The sequence below is a fragment of the Brevibacterium sp. LS14 genome (assembly GCF_012027885.1).
Lineage (GTDB): Bacteria > Actinomycetota > Actinomycetes > Actinomycetales > Brevibacteriaceae > Brevibacterium > Brevibacterium casei.
This window is the reverse complement of sequence record NZ_SJXG01000031.1, coordinates 30,930-51,799: the sequence shown is the minus strand read 5'-3', so window position 1 is coordinate 51,799 and position 20,870 is coordinate 30,930. Positions and strand designations below refer to the sequence as shown.

17 protein-coding genes are annotated in these 20,870 nt (G+C 68.5%); 9 read left to right on the top strand and 8 right to left on the bottom strand.

Annotated elements, in window-relative coordinates; all coding sequences use genetic code 11:
- The first annotated feature begins 16 nt into the window (after positions 1 to 16).
- Positions 17 to 2,752 (top strand): DNA topoisomerase IV subunit A, encoded by a 2,736-nt coding sequence (locus EZE58_RS03065; protein WP_009374808.1) that lies wholly within the window; start codon positions 17 to 19, stop codon positions 2,750 to 2,752.
- 290 nt (positions 2,753 to 3,042) lie between these two features.
- On the opposite strand, the gene EZE58_RS03060 is transcribed toward EZE58_RS03065, so the two are convergent.
- Positions 3,043 to 4,494, bottom strand: coding sequence for an adenylate/guanylate cyclase domain-containing protein (locus EZE58_RS03060; RefSeq protein ID WP_236586888.1), 1,452 nt, complete (start codon positions 4,492 to 4,494; stop codon positions 3,043 to 3,045).
- A 341-nt stretch (positions 4,495 to 4,835) separates the two neighbouring features.
- A complete protein-coding gene (locus EZE58_RS03055) occupies positions 4,836 to 5,789 on the bottom strand; it encodes a biotin--[acetyl-CoA-carboxylase] ligase (RefSeq protein ID WP_167559783.1) in 954 nt (317 codons plus the stop codon).
- Between the two features lie 67 nt (positions 5,790 to 5,856).
- Here EZE58_RS03055 and EZE58_RS03050 point away from each other — a divergent pair, with 67 nt between their 5' ends.
- Together EZE58_RS03050 and EZE58_RS03045 are read left to right on the top strand one after the other, a co-directional pair.
- On the top strand, positions 5,857 to 7,437 hold the full coding sequence (locus EZE58_RS03050; RefSeq protein ID WP_009374805.1) for an acyl-CoA carboxylase subunit beta: 1,581 nt from the start codon (positions 5,857 to 5,859) through the stop codon (positions 7,435 to 7,437).
- Complete coding sequence (locus EZE58_RS03045; protein WP_009374804.1) at positions 7,434 to 7,769, top strand: hypothetical protein; 336 nt, start codon at positions 7,434 to 7,436, stop codon at positions 7,767 to 7,769. Before EZE58_RS03050 ends, EZE58_RS03045 begins: the two co-directional genes overlap by 4 nt.
- Positions 7,770 to 7,786: 17 nt before the next feature.
- Here EZE58_RS03045 and EZE58_RS03040 read toward each other — a convergent pair whose 3' ends face one another.
- From EZE58_RS03040 to EZE58_RS03030, 3 genes are all read right to left on the bottom strand, one after another.
- Complete coding sequence (locus EZE58_RS03040) at positions 7,787 to 8,581, bottom strand: TetR/AcrR family transcriptional regulator (protein ID WP_167559782.1); 795 nt, start codon at positions 8,579 to 8,581, stop codon at positions 7,787 to 7,789.
- Positions 8,582 to 8,645: 64 nt separating this feature from the next.
- Entirely contained in the window at positions 8,646 to 9,443 is a 798-nt protein-coding gene (locus EZE58_RS03035) for a carbon-nitrogen hydrolase family protein (protein ID WP_119296562.1), read from the bottom strand.
- Between the two features lie 131 nt (positions 9,444 to 9,574).
- On the bottom strand, positions 9,575 to 10,771 hold the full coding sequence (locus EZE58_RS03030; protein WP_063249449.1) for an MFS transporter: 1,197 nt from the start codon (positions 10,769 to 10,771) through the stop codon (positions 9,575 to 9,577).
- Between the two features lie 175 nt (positions 10,772 to 10,946).
- On the opposite strand from EZE58_RS03030, the gene EZE58_RS03025 reads away from it, so the two are divergent.
- Both EZE58_RS03025 and EZE58_RS03020 read left to right on the top strand, forming a co-directional pair.
- Entirely contained in the window at positions 10,947 to 12,626 is a 1,680-nt protein-coding gene (locus EZE58_RS03025; RefSeq protein WP_167559781.1) for a DUF885 domain-containing protein, read from the top strand.
- Between the two features lie 98 nt (positions 12,627 to 12,724).
- Entirely contained in the window at positions 12,725 to 13,417 is a 693-nt protein-coding gene (locus EZE58_RS03020) for a GntR family transcriptional regulator (protein ID WP_063249452.1), read from the top strand.
- Positions 13,418 to 13,431: 14 nt separating this feature from the next.
- Here the strand turns inward: EZE58_RS03020 and EZE58_RS03015 are convergent, their stop codons facing one another.
- A complete protein-coding gene (locus EZE58_RS03015; protein ID WP_119296564.1) occupies positions 13,432 to 14,292 on the bottom strand; it encodes an aspartate/glutamate racemase family protein in 861 nt (286 codons plus the stop codon).
- Positions 14,293 to 14,324: 32 nt separating this feature from the next.
- Positions 14,325 to 15,842 carry an NCS1 family nucleobase:cation symporter-1 gene (locus tag EZE58_RS03010; protein WP_167559779.1) on the bottom strand — a complete coding sequence of 506 codons (1,518 nt, stop codon included), beginning with the start codon at positions 15,840 to 15,842 and terminating at the stop codon, positions 14,325 to 14,327.
- Between the two features lie 344 nt (positions 15,843 to 16,186).
- Here EZE58_RS03010 and EZE58_RS03005 point away from each other — a divergent pair, with 344 nt between their 5' ends.
- From EZE58_RS03005 to EZE58_RS02990, 4 genes are all read left to right on the top strand, one after another.
- The gene (locus EZE58_RS03005; RefSeq protein WP_201671318.1) at positions 16,187 to 17,239 is read left to right on the top strand and encodes an Rv2578c family radical SAM protein; all 1,053 of its coding nucleotides are present in this window, start codon (positions 16,187 to 16,189) and stop codon (positions 17,237 to 17,239) included.
- 147 nt (positions 17,240 to 17,386) lie between these two features.
- Positions 17,387 to 18,124: a DsbA family oxidoreductase gene (locus EZE58_RS03000; protein WP_119296565.1), complete on the top strand. Its 738-nt coding sequence runs from the start codon at positions 17,387 to 17,389 to the stop codon at positions 18,122 to 18,124.
- A 73-nt stretch (positions 18,125 to 18,197) separates the two neighbouring features.
- A complete protein-coding gene (locus tag EZE58_RS02995) occupies positions 18,198 to 18,770 on the top strand; it encodes an NAD(P)H-dependent oxidoreductase (RefSeq protein WP_119296566.1) in 573 nt (190 codons plus the stop codon).
- A 146-nt stretch (positions 18,771 to 18,916) separates the two neighbouring features.
- Positions 18,917 to 19,654 (top strand): MgtC/SapB family protein, encoded by a 738-nt coding sequence (locus EZE58_RS02990; RefSeq protein ID WP_119296567.1) that lies wholly within the window; start codon positions 18,917 to 18,919, stop codon positions 19,652 to 19,654.
- A 24-nt stretch (positions 19,655 to 19,678) separates the two neighbouring features.
- Here the strand turns inward: EZE58_RS02990 and EZE58_RS02985 are convergent, their stop codons facing one another.
- Entirely contained in the window at positions 19,679 to 20,869 is a 1,191-nt protein-coding gene (locus EZE58_RS02985) for a M20 family metallopeptidase (RefSeq protein WP_119296568.1), read from the bottom strand.
- Between the last annotated feature and the right edge of the window lies 1 nt (position 20,870).

The window sequence follows — 20,870 nt, the reverse complement described above, 5'->3', positions numbered from 1 at the left end:
GTGTGACAGGAGTTCCATGACCGAAGGCAGAGTCATCGATGTCGACGTCTCGGCGGAGATGGAGAGTTCCTACCTCGAGTACGCCTACTCGGTCATCTATTCGAGAGCTCTGCCCGACGCCCGTGACGGCCTCAAGCCGGTGCAGAGGCGCATCGTCTACCAGATGGGCGACATGGGGCTGCGGCCCGACCGCGGCCACGTCAAGTCCTCGCGCATCGTCGGTGACGTCATGGGCAAGCTCCACCCGCACGGCGACTCCGCGATCTATGACGCGCTCGTGCGGCTCAGCCAGGACTTCATCATGCGGGTCCCCCTCGTCGACGGCCACGGCAACTTCGGCTCCCTCGACGACGGACCCGCCGCCCCCCGCTACACCGAGGCGAGGCTGACCACGGCGTCGATGCAGATGATCGCCGGCCTCGACGAAGAGGTCGTCGACTTCGTCCCCAACTACGACAACACGCTCACCCAGCCCGACGTCCTGCCCGCCGCGTTCCCCAACCTCCTCATCAACGGGGCCTCGGGCATCGCCGTGGGCATGGCGACGAACATGGCCCCGCACAACCCGGGCGAGGTCATCGCCGCGTGCAGCCACCTCATCCGCAATCCCGACGCCGATCTCGCCGAGCTCATGCGCTTCATCCCGGGACCCGACCTGCCCACAGGCGGGCGGATCATCGGCCTCGACGGCGTCCGGGAGGCCTACGAGACCGGCCGCGGAACCTTCCGGACCCGGGCGACGGTCTCAATCGAGAACATCAACGCCAGGCGCAAGGGCATCGTCGTCACCGAGCTGCCCTACCTCGTGGGACCGGAGAAGGTCGTCGCGAAGGTCAAGGACGCCGTCGGGGCGAAGAAGCTCACCGGCATCGCCTCGATCGACGACTACTCGGACCGGAAGAACGGCCTGCGGCTCGTCATCGGGATCAAGAACGGCTTCAACCCGGAGGCGGTCCTCGCCGAGCTCTACCGGCAGACCCCGCTCGAGGAGTCCTTCGGGATCAACAACGTCTGCCTCGTCGAGGGCCAGCCGCGCACCCTCGGGCTGCGCGAGCTCCTCACCGTCTACCTCACCCACCGCATCGACGTCGTGCGCCGGCGCACGGTCTTCCAGCTGCGCAAGGCCAAGGACCGCCTCCACCTCGTCGAGGGTCTGCTCATCGCGATCCTCGACATCGATGAGGTCATCCAGCTCATCCGCTCCTCCGATGACGCCGCGACCGCGCGGACGAGGCTCATGGACGTCTTCGACCTCTCGGAGCTCCAGGCCACCTACATCCTCGACCTGCAGCTGCGGCGGCTGACGAAGTTCTCGCGTCTCGAACTCGAAGCCGAGCGCGACGAGCTCAAGGAGCGCATCGACTACCTCGAGAGCCTCCTCGCCGACGAGGCGAAGCTGCGCGAGCTCGTCGCCTCCGAACTCGAGGCGACCGCGGAGATCATCGGCACGCCCCGCCGGACCGTCCTCATCGAAGGGGCGATGAAGGAGCTCACGGCGAAGGGGAAGAAGGCCCCGGAGAACCTGCGGATCGCCGATGCACCGACCCGCGTGCTCCTCTCGACCTCCGGTCGGATCGCCCGCACCTCGGATGCCGCGGTGCTCGCCCGCTCGGGCAAACGCGCGAGCCACGACGCCCTCGTCTCCGAGGTGGTCGCGACGACTCAGGGCAAGGTCGGGGCGCTGACCTCGACCGGCACCCTCCACCTCATCGACGTCGTCGACCTTCCCGCGCTGCCGCCCGGTGCCTCGCGGCCCAACGTCGCCGGCGGGGTGAAGGTCGCCGAGTACGCGGCGCTCGAGAAGAACGAGAAGGTCATCGGGCTCATCGACCTCGAGCGCGAGTTCCTCCTCGGCACAGCCGAGGGCGTCGTCAAGCGCGTGTCCGTGGCGGGCCGTCCGAACAAGTCGGAGTGGGACGCGATCGCCCTCAAGGGCAAGGACACCGTCATCGGCGTCGCTCAGCCCCGCGACATCGACGCCTCGCTCGCCGTCTTCGTCACCTCGGCCGCGCAGCTGCTCGCCTTCGACGCCGCAGGCCTGCGGGCCCAGGGATGGAACGCCTCGGGGGTCGCCGGCATCAAGCTCGGCGCCGAGGCGAAGGCGATCTTCTTCGGGGCCGTCCCCCGCGAACCCGATGAGGAGATGTCGCTGTCGGTCGTGACGATCGCCAGCGGCGAGAACTTCTACGGTGCGCCGTCCTCGTCGATCAAGGTGAGCGAGTTCGTCGAGTTCCCCACGAAGGGACGGGCCACCTCGGGTGTGCGCGCCCACAAGTTCCTCAAGGGCGAGACCGAGCTCTCGCTCGCCTGGGTCGGCGACTCCCCGCAGGCGGCGGCGCAGGCCGGAGGTGCACGCACGCTGCCCGGTGAGATGTCGCGCCGTGACGGGACGGGGTCCCCGCTCGAGTCCAAGATCGACGTCATCGGCACGCTCCCCCGCCTTCGCGAACCGGGCGAGGACGTCACCGGCGGCGGTGGCACCGGCGGTGGGGACGTCGATGGCTCCGGGGACTCGTCGGCGGGCAGCGGACGCTCCGGCGATAGCGTTCGAGGCGACAGCGGTGCTTCGGGCAGCGGTTCGCCTCAGGCGGCCGGTTCCGGCGGGCTCGCGACGAGCCTCGACGGTCTCGACCTCGATGCCGACGACGCCCGCGAGGCGATCTCGCGCGCCCGCATCGACACGGACAACGGCGTCATCGTCTCCCACGACGAAGACGATGAGGACGACGGCGACGACTCAGCGCTGTTCTGACGGCGGACACGTGCGGGAACGCGCGTACGTTCCCGCCGCAGCACGTCCTACCCGTAGCGTCGTGTCGCACCCCGGACGCCACGTCATCCCGATCGCTCCGCAACCCGCACCCGCGGCGCCTAATCCACCCCGTGCAACGGGAGGTTTTGGGGCTAAGAGGGCGGGATGCGCTGAGTGGGCGGGATGCGAATTGCTCTCCGCCAAGGGGAGGCTCCGGCGCCAAGGGTGCGGGGTAAGAAAGCCGCAGCATCGCCCCGCCGCAGCGTCCGCCCCTCGCCGCGCCGCCGCGCCTACGACTCGTCGTCGAGGTCGAGCTTCATCCGTGCCGCGGTGCCGCGCTCCATCCGGCAGATCCCGGTCTCGCCGAGTCCCTGGAGAGTGAGCGAGCCGCGCGGTTCGAAGACGTAGGCGTCGGAGGTCGAGAGCACCCGCGCGGTCTCCTCGTCGGTGAAGATCGTTCCCGGCTCGGCGACGGCGGTCAGCCGCGCTGCCAGGTTGACGCTCGAGCCGAAGATGTCGCCGAGGCGCGAGAGCACCCGCCCCCACACGAACCCGACCCGTGCCTGCGGCAGATCGGCGGCCGCGGTGACGCGCTCCATGAGCGACATCGCGATCTCCGCGCCGGCCAGCGGGGTCTCGGCCGCGAAGAACACCTCGTCGCCGACGGTCTTGATGATGCGCCCGCCGCCGGTGGCGACGATGTTGTAGCAGATGCCCTGGAACTCCTGGACCATGTTCGCCAGCTGCCTCGGCTCCATCTTCTGCGACAGCCGCGTGTACGAGACGAGGTCGATGAAGCCGACGGCCCGGGCCAGCGGCATCGACGAGTCGTACCAGCCCTGCCGGTTGTCCATCGCCAACCCGTCGGAGACGTTGACGTTGAGCCGCCCCATCACCTCGGCGAGGTTGCGCCGCCACGAGTACGTGAGCATCTTCTGCAACGGGTCGATGAGGTCCTCGATGACCTCGAGTGCCTCCCGACGGGCCTCGGGTTCGCTCAGGCCCTTCTCCTCGGTGAGGTATTCGACGATCGTCTCCATCTGCCACACGACGAGGCGGTCCGTCGTCTGCCCGATCGCACGCGCCAGCGACAGCGCGGTCTCCTGGTCGATGAGTCCGTCCGCGACGGGCTTCGCCCACATCCGCAGCGCGTGCGCATCGCTGACCGTGTACGCCTTGTCGTGCGCATCCGTCTGCGCCATCCCCAGCGCCCGCCACATCTTCCGCGCCGACACCGTCGAGATCCCGCCGAGCTTCGCCGCCTCCCGGCGATCGAGCACGCGCTTACCGTCGAGGAGGATCTCCTCGAGCCGCTCGGCCGCCGTCCGCGTCTCGTAGACCGGATCGTCGTCGTCATCGTCGACGATGTCGATCGCCGAGGTGCGCGGGTCCTCGTGCAGTCCCTCGGAGAAGTCGTCGGCCCGGTCGGGCCTGCCTGAGGCACCGTCGTCGACGGATGCCGGGTGTCCGTTGAGCATGTTCGCGGTGATGACCGGCATCGCCGAGGTGGCCGTCAGTTCGCTGTCATCGATCTTCGCTCGCCGGCGGGTCGTGTCAGTGCCGCGTGAGACGGTGTCATCAGAACGGGAGGCGGTGTCATCAGATCGGGAAGCGGCACCGTCGCCGGAACCGGCGTCGGCGATATCGGCGCCGGTGGCGTCGTCTGCGCTGGCGTCACCCGGGCCCCCGTGCGCCGATCCGCTGTGTGCAGAGTCGACGTCCTGCGGTCCGCCGTGGGTCACGCCCTCAACCCTCGACGCGCCGTGTCCTGGGGTTGAGAGCACTGGACCGGGATGCCCCGAGGCGTCCTGTTCACTCGTGCCCGCAGAGGCACTGTCTGCCGAACCGGCCTGTGCAACCGCATCCTGCGCAGGAGCACCCGTCGACGTGTCCTGTGTCGGCGCGCCCTCCGCGTCGTTGCCCGCCGTGGCACTGCCCCCGGCAGCGCTGTCCGCCGGACCACGGTTGACCGGCGCGTCCTGTCCCGCAGCGTCTCGCGAGGCGTGCTCCCGCGCACTCTCGTCGTTCCGACGGTGCTCGACATCGTCCGCGGGCACGGCGGCCTGCCGGGTGTCCTCACTCATCATCTCGCGGTCGTCCCGGCAGCAGAGGTGTCGGTCCCAAGGGCCGGTCGCAGATGGTGGACGTCGCCGGCGCTCACAGTGGTCCGGTCGTCGATGATGAGGTCCCCGGACGGGTCGAGCCCGGTGGCCGTCCCGATGAGGTGGCTGCCGTCGGGCCGTTCGACCTTGACCCGTGTCCCCAGCGTCACCATTCCCTCGCGCACCTTCTCCGCGGTCCGGCTCCGGCTGAAGTCCTCGTCACCATACTCGTCGATCTCCCTCAGGGCAGGAATGAGCGTGCTGAGGATCGACATTAGCAACGCTTCATGATCGATCTCTGAATCCGGCTGACCGAGCTCGATCGCCAGCGAACTCGCGTCTTCCCGCACGAGGTCTTCAGCCGCGAGCCGGGTGTTGATCCCCATTCCCAGGACGATGCGCGGACCCGAGTCGATCATCTCGATGCGCGCGAGGATCCCGCACAGCTTCTTCCCGTCTGCCGTGAGGACGTCGTTGGGCCACTTGAGGACGGCGGGAACCCCCGCCTCGGCGACGGCCCGGCGAACGGCCTCCCCGGTGAGCAGCGGAATCCAGCCCCAGGACTCAACCCCGGTGCGGGGCGCGAGGAGGATCGAGAACGTCAGCGACTTCCGCGGCGGCACCGTCCACGTCCGTCCGAGTCGACCATGGCCGGCGCTCTGAAAGTCGGTGCCGAGGACGGTGAACACCGGCAGCTCGGACCGGTCCGCGCCGCTGCCGACGACAGCGCCGGCGACGTCGCGGACGGGATGGCCGACCGCCTCGGCGGGGTGGGGATCGAGGTGCTCGGGCTTGCGGACCAGGGCGGCGAGTTCGTCGTTCGTCGACGAACAGGACTCGTCCCAGACGACGAGGGGAAGGTCGAGCCCGGCGGCCTCGGCGCGGGCGCGCAGCGAGCGGACGTCGACGAGGAAAGGCGCGTGTTGGCTGGTCACCAGTCCACTCTAGATTCTTTTGGTGGGAGTGCACAATGAACTCGTGCGCCCTCGATAAGGTGGGGGCATGACGGAAACCCCACGCACCACCGCCGAGCGCATCGACGCCTTCCTCGAGCGTCGCGACGCCGCCCACACCGGCAACGAGAAGTCGGTGGAGAACCAGCACAAGCGCGGCAAGCAGACCGCCCGGGAGCGCATCGACCAGCTCCTCGACGAGGGATCGTTCCAGGAGATCGACGAGTTCGCCCGCCACCACAACACCCAGTTCGGGATGAGTGCGAACCGCCCTGACGGTGACGGCGTGGTCTGCGGTCTGGGCACGATCGACGGGAAGACCGTCGCCGTCTTCGCCCACGACTTCACGGTGCTCGGCGGGTCGCTGGCCGAGGCGAACGGCCGCAAGATCGTCAAGGTCCAGAAGCTCGCGCTCAAACTCGGCTGCCCGATCATCGGCATCAACGACTCCGGCGGCGCCCGCATCCAGGAGGGCGTCGGTTCGATCGCGCTCTTCGCCGAGATCTTCCGCCTCAACGTCGCCTCCTCGGGAGTCATCCCGCAGATCTCGCTCATCATGGGCCCCTCGGCCGGCGGCGCCGTCTACTCGCCGGCGCTCACCGACGTGACGATCATGGTCGACAAGATCAGCCACATGTACATCACCGGCCCGGACGTCATCAGGACCGTCACCGGTGAGGAGGTCGGCCACGAAGAGCTCGGCGGCGGCCGGACGAACAACACGGTCTCGGGCAACGCCCACTACCTCGCCAGCGACGAGGAGGACGCCCTCAACTACGTCCACGACCTGCTGTCGTTCCTCCCGCAGAACAACCTCGACCCGGCCGACGCCGACGTCTTCGAATCCGACCTCGAGCTCACCCCCGAGGACGAAGCGCTCGATGCGCTCATGCCGGATTCGCCCTCCCAGCCCTACGACATCCTCGACGTCGTCACCACGGTCCTCGACGACGGCGAGTTCCTCCAGGTCTCCGAGCTCTTCGCCCCCAACGTCGTCACCGGATTCGGTCGTGTCGAGGGCGTGAGCGTCGGCGTCATCGCCAACCAGCCGATGCAGCTCGCCGGCACCCTGGACATCGACGCGTCCGAGAAGGCCGCCCGCTTCGTCCGCCTCTGCGACGCCTTCAACATCCCGATCCTCACCTTCGTCGACGTCCCCGGCTTCCTGCCGGGCACCGACCAGGAGCTCGGCGGCATCATCCGCCGCGGCGCGAAGCTCATCTACGCCTACGGCGAGGCGACCGTCCCCCTCATCACGCTCATCACCCGCAAGGCCTACGGCGGAGCGTACTGCGTCATGGGGTCGAAGCAGCTCGGTGCGGACATCAACCTCGCGTGGCCCTCGGCGCAGATCGCCGTCATGGGTGCCCAGGGGGCGGCGAACATCGTCTACCGGCGCAAGCTCAAGGCCGCCGAGGAGGCCGGTGAGGACGTCGATGCGCTGCGCGACGAGCTCATCCAGGACTACGAGGACGCTCTGCTCAACCCGTACCTCGCCGCCGAGGAGGGCTACATCGACGCGGTCATCAAGCCGAGCGAGACGCGGGCCCGCATCGTCCGCTCGCTGCGGGCGCTGAAGAACAAGCACGTCGACGCTCCCGCGCGCAAGCACGGTAACATCCCCCTATGAGCGAGGATTCGACGCAGACCGCCGAGCAGAGCACGGCACCGAGCGACGGTGCCGTGTCCGAGGCGAGCACTGGGACGCCGGTGACTTCGGTCGAGGACCGCGCCGTGGTCCGCGCCGACGACGGTCAGCCGGTCAGCGATGAGATGGCCAGTGCGGCCGCAGTCGCCGCGGTCGTCGCGATCCGCCAGGTCGCTCTCGCCTACGCCGCCCACCAGGCCGAAGCGCTCGCCCAGGTCGAGACGACGAAGCACGACCGCGCCGGGTTCAATGCGCCCCGGCGCAACGTCCGCCGTCGCCTGCCCCAGACCTGGACGCAGCCGCTCGGTCGCTGAGGCCGGTCGGCGGGCGCTCAGTCGGTACCGGCGGTGAAGATCGCCCGCAATTCCGCGAAGAGCTCGTCAATGATGGGGTCCGGTTCGCCCTCGTCGCGGCGCAGCCGCATGAACGTCGCCTTGATCGCCATCATCGCCACCGCCGCGAGCACCTCGGCCCGGTAGGAGACCGCAGGCCAGTCCTCGGGGCAGCCGTTCGGGGTCCCCTCCCCCGCCGAGGCGGTCGTTGGGTCCCCGGCTGAGTCGACCGCGGCACTCGCCCCTTCCGTCGCCGAGGCGGTCGCTGAGTCGCGCGTGCCCGTGACGTCAGACTCTGCCGACCCGTCGGCTGCCGTCGCGTCGAGGCGGCGCTGGATCATCTCGCGGAACAGGCGCTCGTTGTTGCCCATCCGCGACATCTGCAGCTGCATGAGCTGAGGCTCCTGCTGGAGGACCCGGTGGTACTGGTGCATCTCCTCGCGGCGGCGCAGCCGGCTGCGGACGACTGCGGCGAGGAGTCCCTCGAGGTCGGCGACCATGTCCCCCGTCGGTCCGCCCGCCTCGAACTCGGCGATGACCGGCTGGTCCTCGTCGTCGAAGACGGTGTCGGAGCGCCCGAGCAGCGCCTCCTCTTTGTTCGCGAAGTAGTTGAAGAAGGTCCGCCGGGAGACTCCTGCGCGTTCGCAGATCGCCTCGATCGTCACATCGGCGTAACCGCTCTCGAGGGTGAGCTCGAGCGTGGCTCGGCGCAGCGCCCGCCCGCGTTCGCGCTTCTTCCGCTCGCGCAGGCCCTCCGGCCGGTCGGCTGCGGTCACGTCGGCTGCTGAAGACATGCCGACATTATTGCACTCCGTGCATTTTCATCTCAATCCCGTCTCAGCCCCGCGGCAACTGACGTCAGTAGCCGAGCTTCGCGTTCACGAGGACGGGAACCGCCTCGGCGGCCTCATCGGCGAGACCGAGGTCGATCTCGACGATCTCGAGCGTCTCCTCCCCGCCGAGGGAGACGACGACGTGCCCGTACGGGTCGGCGACGAGGCTGTGGCCGACTCCCGTGGGGCCCTTCGGGGGCACGTCGACCCCGCTGACTTCGGGATCGGCCTGGCCGAGGGCGACGACGAACATGTTCGAGTCAATCGCCCGGGCTCGAGCGAGCAGCTCCCACTGCTCGACCTTCCCCGGCCCCGCACCCCACGATGCGGAGACGATGGCGAGGCGAGCGCCTCGGCGGCTGAGTTCGGCGAAGAGCTTGGGGAAGCGGATGTCGTAGCAGATCGCGATCCCCACGGCCTCTCCGCCCAGGTCGACGACGGCCGGTTCCTCACCGGCTGCGACGGTGTCGGACTCCTTGAACCCGAAGGCATCGTAGAGGTGGATCTTCGCATACTCGGTGCGGGTGCCGTCGGGGGCGTAGACGGCGAGCAGGTTGACGACCTTGCCGCCGGAGACGGCGAACTCCCCGGCGATGACGGTGGTATCGGCATCGGCGGCCAGCACGGTAAGCGCCTCGCGCCAGCCCTGCGCCTCGGTCTCGGCGATCTCGCGCAGGCCGCGCCCGAACGCGGACATCGTCGCCTCGGGGAAGACGACGACGTCAGCGTCGGCCTCGGCGGCCCGGCGGGTGTAGTCGCGGACCTTCTCGAGGTTGGCCGCGACGTCGGTCGTCGTGTTGATCTGGGCGAGTGCGAGTCTCATCGCGATCCTCCTGCGGCGGACGGTCGGTGGGCTCTTCTCAGGCTACTCGGGTCCCGACCTCGGGTCACCCGCCGTCCGCACCACGGTCTGGCGGCCGAGGTCCGACGCCCGTCCGAGCGCAGGCGCGCCCGTCAGCCGATGAATTCTCGTCCCGGGCGTCCGCCCCGGCCGCGGCCGTGGACGATGGAGTAGACGCCCATCGCGACGACGACGAGTCCGGCACAGAGGAGGAACATCCCCCGACCGCCGGTGAGCGGCATGAGGGCGCCGAGGATGATCGGCCCGATCCCGGATCCGACGTCGAGGAGGAGGAAGAACGACGAGGTCGCCACCGGCACCCTGGCCATCTCGACGGACTTGACTGTGATCGTCTGGGCGCTGGGCATGAGCGAGCCGAAGCCGAGTCCGACGAGGACGCCGGCGATGACGATGCCGGTCATCGTCGGCCACAGGGCGATGAAGAGGTTGCCGGCGGCGTTGAGGGCGAGGACCGGATAGATGACGACGTTGTCGCCGTAGACGTCCTGGATCCGGCCGACGAAGAGGCGGGCGACGAGGGAGGCTGCGGCGAAGGCGACGAAGAACATCGAGGCGGCGGCGGGCACTCCGTTCTCGGCCGCGTACCCGGCGAGGAAGACGAGGGCGGCGGCGTAGGCGGTGCCGGCGATGAGCATGATCAGCCCGATGCGCAGACCGTCGCGGTCGACGAGCGTGCGGGGGTGGAGGTGCCACTTGGCGGCCCGCTGCTCGGGAGTGAGCTCCTGCTTCGGCAGGCGCAGGAGGAAGCAGAGGATGAGGGCGATGAGCGACATGAGCGCCGAGGCGAGGAAGAGCACCCCGAAGTCCCAGCGCTGGGGCAGGACGACGCCGAGGTAGGGCCCGAGGGCCGTCGACACCGTCGTCGCCGTGCCGAAGTAGCCGGTGCCCTCACCTCGGCGGGAGGCGGGGATGATCGACTGGATGGCCGTCATGATCGCCGTGTTCCCGGCTCCGAACGCGACGCCGTGGATGAGGCGGATGACGATGAGGAGGACGAGGCTGTCGGCGGCGATGTACGCGAGCGAGGCGAGGACGAAGACGGCCATGGAGATGACGAGCAGGGTCCGGCGGCCGATGAAGTCGAGGTACTTGCCGGTGAGGATGCGGGCGATGACGGCGCCGACGATGAAACCGGACGAGGCGAATCCGGCGGCGGCCTGGCCGGCGGAGAAGCGGGCGACCGCGTACCCGGCCATCGATGTCATGAGCAGGTAGAAGACCATGGACATCGCGAGGTTGAGGCCGACGCCGACGACGAAGTCCTTGGTCCACAGCTGTGCTCGTGCCACGTCCGATCCGTCTCTCTTCCCTCAGCCGTCCGCGTCCCGCCGGGCGGCGGGACCATCCAAGGCTATAGCTTCAGCGAACTCCCAGGATGCGATGTCCGCACTGTGCCCATGTGCCTCTCCTCATGGCCTGTGACCGGAGCCATGAGGTGTGCGTCAGCTCATATAGGGTGAGGTCATGACCGAAAAGAGAACCCCTTCCGCCGTCGACGCCGTCGCTGAGGACTTCGTCGACCGCTCCCTCGCCCTCTCCCCCTCCCTCGCCCTCTACCTCGGGCTCGAAGGAGGCAAGGGCTTCGACGACCTCTCCCCCGCCGGCCTCGCCGCGCTCAACGACCTCAATGTCGAGACGCTGCGCCGCCTCGACGAGGTGGAGGCGAGCGCCGACCTCGACGACGTCGACCGGGTCACCCTCGATGCGATGCGCGAGCGCCTCGGCGTCGCCCGTGACTACTACGAGGCGGGCTTCCAGCACGCCGACCTCAACGTCATCGCCTCCCCCGTCCAGCACGTCCGCGACACCTTCGACCTCCTGCCGACCGCGACGGTGGCTGACTGGGAGACGATCGACACGACCCTGGCCGCCGTGCCCGCATCGCTGGCCGGATACCAGGAGTCACTCGCGCTCGCCAAGAGCCGCGGTCAGGTGGCGGCCCGGATCCAGATTGAGAAGGTCATCGACCAGGCCCGCGATCTCGCCGGGGACGACTCGACGTTCCTCACCCTCATCGCCGGTGCCGATGATGTCGCCGAGGTGTCCCCGCAGCTGCGCAACGACCTCGCCGCCCATGCCGATGGAGTCCGACAGGCGTACGCCGACCTCGCCGATTTCCTCGGATCCGAGCTGCTGCCGGCGGCACCGGAGAACGAGGCATGCGGCAGGGAGGCCTACGCCCTGCACTCGCGGAACTTCCTCGGCGCCGAGGTCGACTTCGACGAGACCTACCGGTGGGGACTTGCGGAGCTCGAGCGCATCGACGCCGAACAGCGCCGGATCGCCGAGGAGATCATGCCCGGCACCGACCTCTTCGACGTGATGAAGGCGCTCGACGCCGATCCGGAGCGCATCCTGCACGGCAAGGACGCGCTGCGCGAATGGATGCAGGGGGTCGCCGACGAGGCGATCGCCGAGCTCGGGAAGACCCACTTCGACATCCCCGAACCCGTGGGCACGATCGAGGCGATGATCGCCCCGTCGTCGACCGGCGGCATCTACTACACGGGGCCCACCGACGACTTCTCCCGTCCCGGTCGGATGTGGTGGTCGGTGCCCGAGGGCGTCACCGAGTTCGCAACCTGGCAGGAGAAGACGACCGTCTACCACGAGGGCGTCCCCGGCCATCACCTCCAGGTCGGGCAGGCCACCTACGTCTCCGATACCCTCAACCGCTGGCGCCGGCTCATGTGCTGGGTGTCCGGACACGGCGAGGGCTGGGCGCTCTACGCGGAGCGGCTCATGGCCGACCTCGGCTACCTCGACGACCCGGCCGACTACCTGGGCATGCTCGACTCGCAGCGCCTGCGGGCCGCCCGCGTCGTCCTCGACATCGGCTTCCACCTCGGCCTTGAAGCCCCGGAGAGCCTCGGCGGGGGCACATGGGACCGGGAGAAGGCGTGGCAGTTCCTCACCGACAACGTCGCGATGGACCGCAGCTTCCTCGCCTTCGAACTCGACCGCTACCTCGGCTGGCCGGGACAGGCCCCGAGCTACAAGATCGGGCAGCGCCTGTGGGAGCAGTTCCGCGACGAGGCGAAGGCCGAGGCCGGCGACGACTTCGACCTCAAGGCCTTCCACACGAAGGCCCTGGGCCTCGGCTCGGTCGGCCTCGACACCCTCGGCCGGGCGATCCGCCGCTGAGCGGGGTCAGATCTGCGCCGGCCGGGTCTGCGCAGGTCGGGCCTGGCCGGCCGACCTGCGCCCTGCAGCCTCGGCGCTCGGAGTGGGAGAATGACGACGTGAAGAACAATGACAGCCCTAGGTCGGAGACCGTGCGGGTGACGGAGATCCTCCGCGACGAGATCATCGACGGGGTGCGCGCGCCCGGCAGCCGCCTCGTCGAGCGCAATCTCGCCTCCGAACTCGGAGTCAGCCGTGTCCCGGTCCGCGAAGCCCTCAAGCAGCTCGCCTCGGAGGGGCTCGTCGCCCACCGTCCGAACACGTGGGCGACAGTGCGCGAGTTCTCTCCCAGCGATGTCGCCGACCTCGCCGAGGTGCGTCAGGCCTTCGATCTCCTCGCCTTCGAACTCGCGGCCCAACGGCACACGCGGGAGGGACTCGCCTCACTCGAGGCGACGATGGAGGCGGGTCGACGGCAGGCCGAGGCCGGGGATGCGGTCGGTGCGCACCGGAGCGCCGCCGCCTTCCACTCGATCGTCACGGAGCTCTCCGGCAACCGGCTCCTCGTCGAGGTCGGGCAGCTCCTCGACTCGCGGATGCGCTGGCAGCTGAGCCAGCATGACGAGCTCGACGTCGTCGCCACCGAACATGCCGAGCTCTTCGACGCGATCGCCCACCGCGACGTCGACCGGGTCCGCGAGCTCGCGACCCACCATCTGAGCACGAGCCGCCAGCAGCATGACAAGCACCGGGAGCGCCTCGCCCACGAAGGCAAGACGGCGGAAACCGAGGACGCGAAGGCCGAGGGCTGAGGGAGACGACGCGCTCAGCCGGCGGCCGGATGCGTCCTGACGGCCGGGTCAGCCGTCGCGGGTCGGTCCGTCGCCGCTGAACCTGCGTCATCGGACCGCGGCCCGGCGTCTGTCGCCGCACTCGCCTCCTGCGCCGCACTCGCCTCCTGCGCACCCCGAGCGAACGGCCACCCGGTCATCCGCTTCGGTCGCGCCGGCGCGAACGTGCGCACCTTCGAGGTCGAGAGTCCGAGGCCGACGAGGGACTCGGCGAGCCTGACGGCGGCGGCGACACCGTCGACGACGGGGACCGAGCAGCGGTCGACGATCACCTCGGCGAGGTCGGCCATACCCCCGCACCCGAGGACGATGACCTCGGCACGGTCACGATCGACCGCCTCGGCGGCCTCACCCGCGATCGCGTCGACGGCCCGGTCGGGATCGGCCTCGAGGTCGAGGACGGCCATCCCCGAGGAGCGCACGGAGGCGCAGTGCCGGTCGAGCCCGGCGAGCAGAAGCCGATCCTCGATGAGCGGGACCGTGCGGTCGAGGGTGGTGACGACGGAGTATCGGCGGCCCAGCAGCATCGCCAGCGTCGCACCCGCCTCGGTGATGTCGACGACGGGGACGTCGAGGAGCTCCTGCAGGGCTTCTCTGCCGTGCTCGCCGTAGCCGGCCTGGATGACAGCGTCGTACTCACCGTCGTATCCGAGCACGGCGTCCATGACGCCGAGTGCCGCGAGGTGGCTTTCGACGTTGCCTTCGCAGGATTCGGGGCCGAAGCTCGGGGTCAGGCCGATGATCTCCGTGTCCGCCGAGGCGGCCTCCCGTGCCGCTCGGGCGATCCCGTCGGTCATCGACGCGGTCGTGTTGACGTTGACGACGAGGATTCTCATGGGTCTCTCCAGGTCAGGTGGGTGTGTGCGGGTCAGTGTGCGGTCGGGACGGCGATCTCCTCGCCGTCGACCTCGCGGAAGGTGAAGTCGCGGCGGGCGATGACGAAGTAGATGACGGCGGCAAGCCCGGCGCCCAGGAACCACGAGAACTCCGAGACCGAGGAGAAGGCCGGCACGAGGGCGAGGATGAGCGCGATGAGGGACGCGGGGATGAACGCGCCGATCGCCCGCCAGTTGACCCCGTGGTGGTAGAAGTACTCGCCGTCGTTCGCCTCGGTGTAGAGCTGGGGGACGTTGACCTTCGTCTTCCGCACGAGCCAGTAGTCGACCATGATGATGCCGAAGAGCGGTCCGAGCAGGGCACCGAGGCCGCCGAGGAAGTAGACGATGACGACAGGTGAGTCGTAGAGGTTCCACGGGAGGATGGCGAAGCCGATGATCGCCGAGATGATCGCGGCGCTGCGGAAGTTGAGATGACGCGGGAAGAGGTTCGTCAGGGCGTAGGTCGGGGCGACGAAGTTCGCCATGAGGTTGACTGCGACGGTGAGGATGAGCAGGGACAGCGAGGCCAGCGCGAGGAGGATCGGACTGCCGATCGCCTGGACAATGTCGGCGGGTGAGGTGATGACGGTGCCGTCGATCGTGTACTGCGCGCCGGCGAGCGAGATGACGACGAGGCCGAAGACGAGCATGTTGATGGGGATGCCCCAGAAGTTGCCGACGACGATCGAGCCGCGGGTCTTCGCCGAGCGGGTGAAGTCGGAGAAGTTGAGGACGAAGGTGCCGTAGATTGCCACCCACAGCGCGCCGCCGCCGAGGATCTGCACCCACATCTCCCACCCGGTGAGCGGATCGTCGATCGACCACGAGATCCGGAAGTCGACCCTGACGAGCATCCACACGGCCAGGGAGACGAAGGTGAGGAGGATGATCGGTCCCGCGATCGCCTCGTACCTGCGGATCATCTCCATGCCGTAGCTGACGATGATGACCTGGACGATCCAGAGCAGGGTGAAGGAGAACCAGCCGAGGCCGCTGAGTCCGAGGAATTCGACCTCGGCCCATGACTGCAGACCCGGCAGGAACGTGAGCAGCAGGACATTGAGGACGTTCGCGGCGAGGTAGGTCTGGATGCCGAACCATGCGATCGCGACGATTCCGCGCACCGAGGCGGCGAGCTGGGCGCCGTGGATGCCGAAGGCGATGCGGCTCATCACCGGGTAGGGCACCCCGGTCTTGTGTCCCATGATTCCCGAGAGGGTGAGGAGGATGAAGAGGAGGGCGGCGCCGACGAGAAGGGCGACGAGGATCTGCCACGCACCGAGGCCGAGGGCGAAGAGTCCGAGCGCGAAGCCGTAGTTGCCGAGCGAGTGGACGTCGTTCGTCCAGAGGGAGAAGACGCTGTAGGCCGTCCAGCTGCGGCTTTCCTTCTTACAGGGAGCGAGGTCGGCATTGTAGAACCGCGGGCTGATCCGGTGGGCCGCCAGTTGCTCGGGGCTCGGCCCGAGGCGCTCGGGATTCGGCTGGTCGGAGGTCACTGTCGTCGCCATGGGGTACTCGCATCCGAGACGGCACAACACTGGAATACCAAACGAGGATCCACAGGGTCATGGTGATGATTGCTGACCGGTTCAGCGTAACGTGGGTCACAGTTCTTCCGCAATGAAGAAAGAGGCTTTCGTCTTCGAGAAATCAGACCGCAAGCATGGCTCCCGACGGTCCGCACCTGGGCGGATGGCCGTCACGGCGCTCGCGACGAGTCTGGATTTTTGGCATTCCATTTGTCCGAATGGTGAGCGAAGGGCGCAAGGTGGGCGCGCCCGCACCCCCACGGGCGAGCACCCCGGCGGACAGCCCCCTTGACACGGACTCGAACACGTGTTCGAATGCTGGCATGCGGTGGAACGAGCAGGAGAAGGTGGCCGGGCTCTTCGGAGTCAAGGGGCTCGTCCGCAGCGTGCGCACTCCGGAGTTCGCGGGGATGACCTTCCACGAGGTCCTCGCGAAGTCGGCGCTCAACCGGGTGCCGAAGTCGAGCGGGATGCCCTTTTCGTGGACGATCAACCCCTACCGCGGGTGCTCCCACGCGTGCGTCTACTGCTTCGCGCGGAGCACCCACCGCTACCTCGACCTCGACGCGGGTGAGGACTTCGACCGCGAGGTCATCGTCAAGGTCAACGTACCGGAGGTCCTCGCAGCCGAGGTGGCCAAGCCGAAGTGGTCGCGCGAGCTCGTGGCCCTGGGCACGAACACCGACCCCTACCAGCGGGCCGAGGGTCGCTACGGTCTCATGCCCGGCATCATCACGGCCCTGGCCGACCATGCGACGCCCCTCTCCATCCTCACGAAGGGCACCCTGCTCCGGCGAGACCTCCCTCTGCTCGCCCGCGCCGCCGAAGATGTCCCCGTCGAGATCGGCATGTCGATCGCCGTCCACGACGACACCCTGCAGCAGGCCATCGAGCCGGGTACGCCGACGACGACGGCGAGGCTCGCGACCGTGCGTACGGCAGCCGACCTCGGCTTCCGGGTGACGGTCTTCATCATGCCCGTCCTGCCGAAGCTCACCGACTCGCGCGAGCACCTCGATGCGGCCCTGCGGGCGATCAGCGAGGCCGGGGCACACCGGGTCGTCTACGGTGCCCTGCACCTGCGGCCCGGCGCCAGGGAGTGGTTCTTCGAGTGGCTCGGGCGCGAACATCCCGAGCTCCTCCCCCGCTACCGACGGATGTATGCGAACTCGCCGTATGCCTCGAAGGAGTACCGGACGTGGCTGCGCGCACGGATCGATCCGCTCATCGACCGCTACGGCCTGCGCGGGTCGAGGGACGAGGACTACGGCGAGCGCGGGGCGCTCGGCACCAGGGGTGACCGGTCCGCAACCGGGACGTCCTCGATCGCCATCGGCGCGGAAGGCCTCCCGCAGCTTCAGGCCGCCCTCTTCTGAGCCCCGGACTTCCATCCCACCGGCCCCTGACCCCAACCGGCCGCTGACCACACCCGACACCTGAGCGCCGCCGACCGATCGGCGGCGACCGCGCTCACAGCTGTTCGCCCGGGGAATAACGCGCGCTGACCGGTAGTTGAAAGTGTCATGAAAATTGAGATCTGGTCGGACATCGCGTGTCCGTGGTGCTACATCGGCAAGCGACGCTTCGAGACCGCATTGGAGGGATTCGCCCACAGGGACGAGGTCGAGGTCCGGTGGCGCAGCTTCCAGCTCGACCCCACCCTTCCCGATCACGTCGAGGAGTCAGAGGCCGACTACCTCAGCCGCACGAAGGGCATGCCCCCGGAGGCCGTCAAGCAGATGTTCGCGCAGGTGAGCGAGCAGGCCGAAGGTGAGGGTCTGTCGTACGACTTCGACTCCGTCGTCGTCGCCAACAGCTTCACGGCTCACCGCTTCCTCCACTTCGCGCAGACCCACGGCGTCATGGCCGAGGCCGAGGAGGCCCTCATGTCCGGTCACTTCGAGACCGGTCGTGACATCGGCAGCATCGACTACCTCGCCGAGGTGGGAGAGAGTCTGGGAATCGATCCCTCCGAGACCCGCCGTGTCCTCGAATCGGCAGAGTACACCCGCGCTGTCGAGGCCGACATCGCCGAGGCCCGCGCGCTCGGCGCCAACGGGGTGCCGTTCTTCGTCATCGACCGCAAGTACGGGATCTCCGGGGCCCAGCAGTCGGAGACGTTCTCCCGCGCCCTCGACACCGCATGGGAGGAGAGCTCCACGCTCACCGTCCTGTCCGGTGCCGGCTCCACAGCCGCCGATGCGTCCGACGGTGCCGAAGCGCCCGACGGTGCAGTGTGCGGCCCTGAGGGCTGCGACTGAGGTTCCGACGGTCCAGCCCCTCGTCCCTCCCCCTGAGCACCACCTCCACCCCCTCCGAAAGGACACCCCCACAGTGAACGATTCCGCCCCACTCATCCGCATCGTCGTCGGCAGCATGCGACCGGTCCGCGTCGGTGACCAGATCGCGGCCGCCGTATCCGAGGTCATCGCCGACGCCACCGGCGCCCGCGTCGAGATCGTCGACCTCGCCGACCTCAGGCTGCCGATGCTCGATGAGCCGGCGATGCCGGCTCTCGGCAACTACCAGAACGCCCATACGAAGGCCTGGGCAGAGATCGTCTCCGAAGCGGACGGAATCGTCTTCGTCACCCCGCAGTACAACGGCGGCTATCCGGCGTCGCTGAAGAACGCGATCGACTACCTCTTCGCCGAATGGCGGGACAAGCCAGCACTCATCGTCAGCTATGGCGGGCACGGGGGCGGGATGTCCGGGGCGCAGCTGCGCTCGGTGCTCGAATTCATCGGGGTCGACCTCGTCGCCGACAACGTCGAGATCACCCTTCCCCGCGAGTCGTACGGCGCGGACGGTCGCCTCGTCGATGCCCCGGAGATCGTCCAGAGCTACGCTGACAAGCTTGAGACCGCGGCGAAGGCTCTCGACCGGACGTTGGCCCCACAGGCCTGAGCCAAGCGCTGGCCGGGGCTCAGGAGGCACCGTAACTCTGAGGCACGGAGACGGCAGCCCGATCCTGCGCAGTGCAGGGTCGGGCTGCCGTCTCTGCTCGTCCGGCGTTCCGAACCGAGCGGTGCAGGACTAAGGTGAGTTCCATCATGGGCTCCTACACCGATTTCCTGGGACCGACCGCGCTCACCGAGGCAGTGCTGCTGCTGGCGAGCTTCGTGCTCTGTTCGCTCATCGGCTTCGAACGCCAGTTCCGGCAGAAGAGCGCGGGCTACCGGACGCATGTGCTCGTCGGCATCGGCACGTGCGCGTTCACGCTCGTCTCCGCCTACGGTTTCTCCGGTGTCCTCGACAGCGACGTCCAGCTCGACCCCTCGCGGATCGCCGCGCAGATCGTCTCTGGCATCGGCTTCCTCGGCGCCGGTGTGATCTTCAAAGGCCGGAACATGGTCCGCGGGCTGACGACGGCGGCGACGATCTGGGTGGCTGCTGCCGTCGGCATGGCGTGCGGGGCGGGAATGCTCGGGCTCGCGACGATGCTCACGGCACTCCACCTCCTCACGCTCTTCGTCGTCGCCCCGCTCATCCGCAGGATCCCCGACAGTGATCACGGGAAGCTCCTGCGCATCGTCTACCGTGACGGCGGTGGGATCCTCCGAGAGATCCTCGCCGTCGCGAGCTCGATGGGATTCAAGAACACGATCCTCGACTCCCAGCGGTTCGAGGACGAGGACGGGGTGACGATGGTGCGCATCGATGTGAAGTTCGACGGCAAGCGCCCCCTGCACATGCTCATCCCGATGATCATGGAGCTCGACGGGGTGGACAAGGTGAGCATGCGCGAGGACCGTGTCCACTCCGTCGATTCCGACGGCGACCCGTTCTGAGCCGACTCCGACTCCGGGGACTGCTCAGGCGCGCAGAGACCTCTCCCATGCGAGCGTCGCCAGAGCCGCTGCCTGGTCGGGAAGGTGGGCATCGTCGAAGAGGACCTCGGGCGAGTGATTGACCGCCGCCGTCTCGGGGTCGACGCCATCGGGGGTGACGAAGAGGAAGACGAAGGCACCCGGCACCTCCTCGAGGACATACGAGAAGTCCTCCGAGCCCATGACCGGATCGGGAGCTTCGACCACGCGGTCGGGCCCGAAGGCCTTCTGCAGGGTTTCAACGGTGAAAGCGGCCTCGGCAGCATCGTTGACGGTCACCGGGTACTGCTCGTTCCACACCACCTCGGCGGTGCAGCGATGGGCGGCGGCGATCGATTCGGCCAGTCGCGTGGCGAGCTCCGGAAAACGCTTCGTCGTCTCGGCGGAGAGCGTGCGCACGGACATCGCCAGGGAGGCGGTCCCAGGGATGATGTTGACGGCGGATCCGGCGTTGAGCTGGGTCACCTCGGCGACGATGGGGTCGAAGACGCTGAACGATCCGGTGACCATCGAATAGATGGCCTGCCCGAACTCGAGGAGAGGCCGGATGGGGTCGACGGCGTCCTGCGGACGCGAACTGTGCCCGCCTTTGCCGTGCATGGTCAGGTGGAAGGTGTTCGCTCCGGCCATGATCGTGCCCGGTCGGGTGACGAAGGTGCCGGGCTCACCGGGGGCGACGTGGATCGCGTAGGCGGCGTCGGGGGTCGATCCGATGGTGTCGAACATGCCCTCGTCGATCATGTCCTTTGCGCCGCCGAGGCCCTCCTCGCCGGGCTGGAACATGAATGCGACGGTTCCGGCGAGCTCGTCCTGGTGCGCGGACAGGAGCTTCGCGGCTCCGACGAGGCCGGAGACGTGGAGGTCATGACCGCACGCGTGCATGTTCCCGTTGGTCGAGGCGTAGTCGAGGCCGGTCGTCTCGACGACGGGAAGGGCGTCCATGTCGCCGCGGAGCAGGATCGTCGGGCCCGGCCGTCCGCCGCGGAGGACGGCAATGACCGAGGTCAGCCCCGTGCCCGTCGTGATCTCGAGCGGCAGTCCCTCGAGGGCGTCGAGGATGGCGCGCTGGGTGCGGGGCAGGTCGAGTCCGAGTTCGGGGTTGCGGTGGAGGTCGCGGCGGAGCTCGATGAGCTCGGTGCTCAGGGCGGCGGCTTCGGTGGTGAAGTCGATCGTCATG

Coding starts and splice junctions, on each gene's coding strand:
- EZE58_RS03025 (WP_167559781.1), top strand. CDS start 10,947: ATGACCGAAAAGAGAACCCCTTCCGCCGTCGACGCCGTCGCTGAGGAC.
- EZE58_RS03015 (WP_119296564.1), bottom strand. CDS start 14,292: ATGAGAATCCTCGTCGTCAACGTCAACACGACCGCGTCGATGACCGAC.
- EZE58_RS03000 (WP_119296565.1), top strand. CDS start 17,387: ATGAAAATTGAGATCTGGTCGGACATCGCGTGTCCGTGGTGCTACATC.
- EZE58_RS03065 (WP_009374808.1), top strand. CDS start 17: ATGACCGAAGGCAGAGTCATCGATGTCGACGTCTCGGCGGAGATGGAG.
- EZE58_RS02985 (WP_119296568.1), bottom strand. CDS start 20,869: ATGACGATCGACTTCACCACCGAAGCCGCCGCCCTGAGCACCGAGCTC.
- EZE58_RS02990 (WP_119296567.1), top strand. CDS start 18,917: ATGGGCTCCTACACCGATTTCCTGGGACCGACCGCGCTCACCGAGGCA.
- EZE58_RS03040 (WP_167559782.1), bottom strand. CDS start 8,581: ATGTCTTCAGCAGCCGACGTGACCGCAGCCGACCGGCCGGAGGGCCTG.
- EZE58_RS03005 (WP_201671318.1), top strand. CDS start 16,187: ATGCGGTGGAACGAGCAGGAGAAGGTGGCCGGGCTCTTCGGAGTCAAG.
- EZE58_RS03035 (WP_119296562.1), bottom strand. CDS start 9,443: ATGAGACTCGCACTCGCCCAGATCAACACGACGACCGACGTCGCGGCC.
- EZE58_RS03010 (WP_167559779.1), bottom strand. CDS start 15,842: ATGGCGACGACAGTGACCTCCGACCAGCCGAATCCCGAGCGCCTCGGG.
- EZE58_RS03050 (WP_009374805.1), top strand. CDS start 5,857: ATGACGGAAACCCCACGCACCACCGCCGAGCGCATCGACGCCTTCCTC.
- EZE58_RS03045 (WP_009374804.1), top strand. CDS start 7,434: ATGAGCGAGGATTCGACGCAGACCGCCGAGCAGAGCACGGCACCGAGC.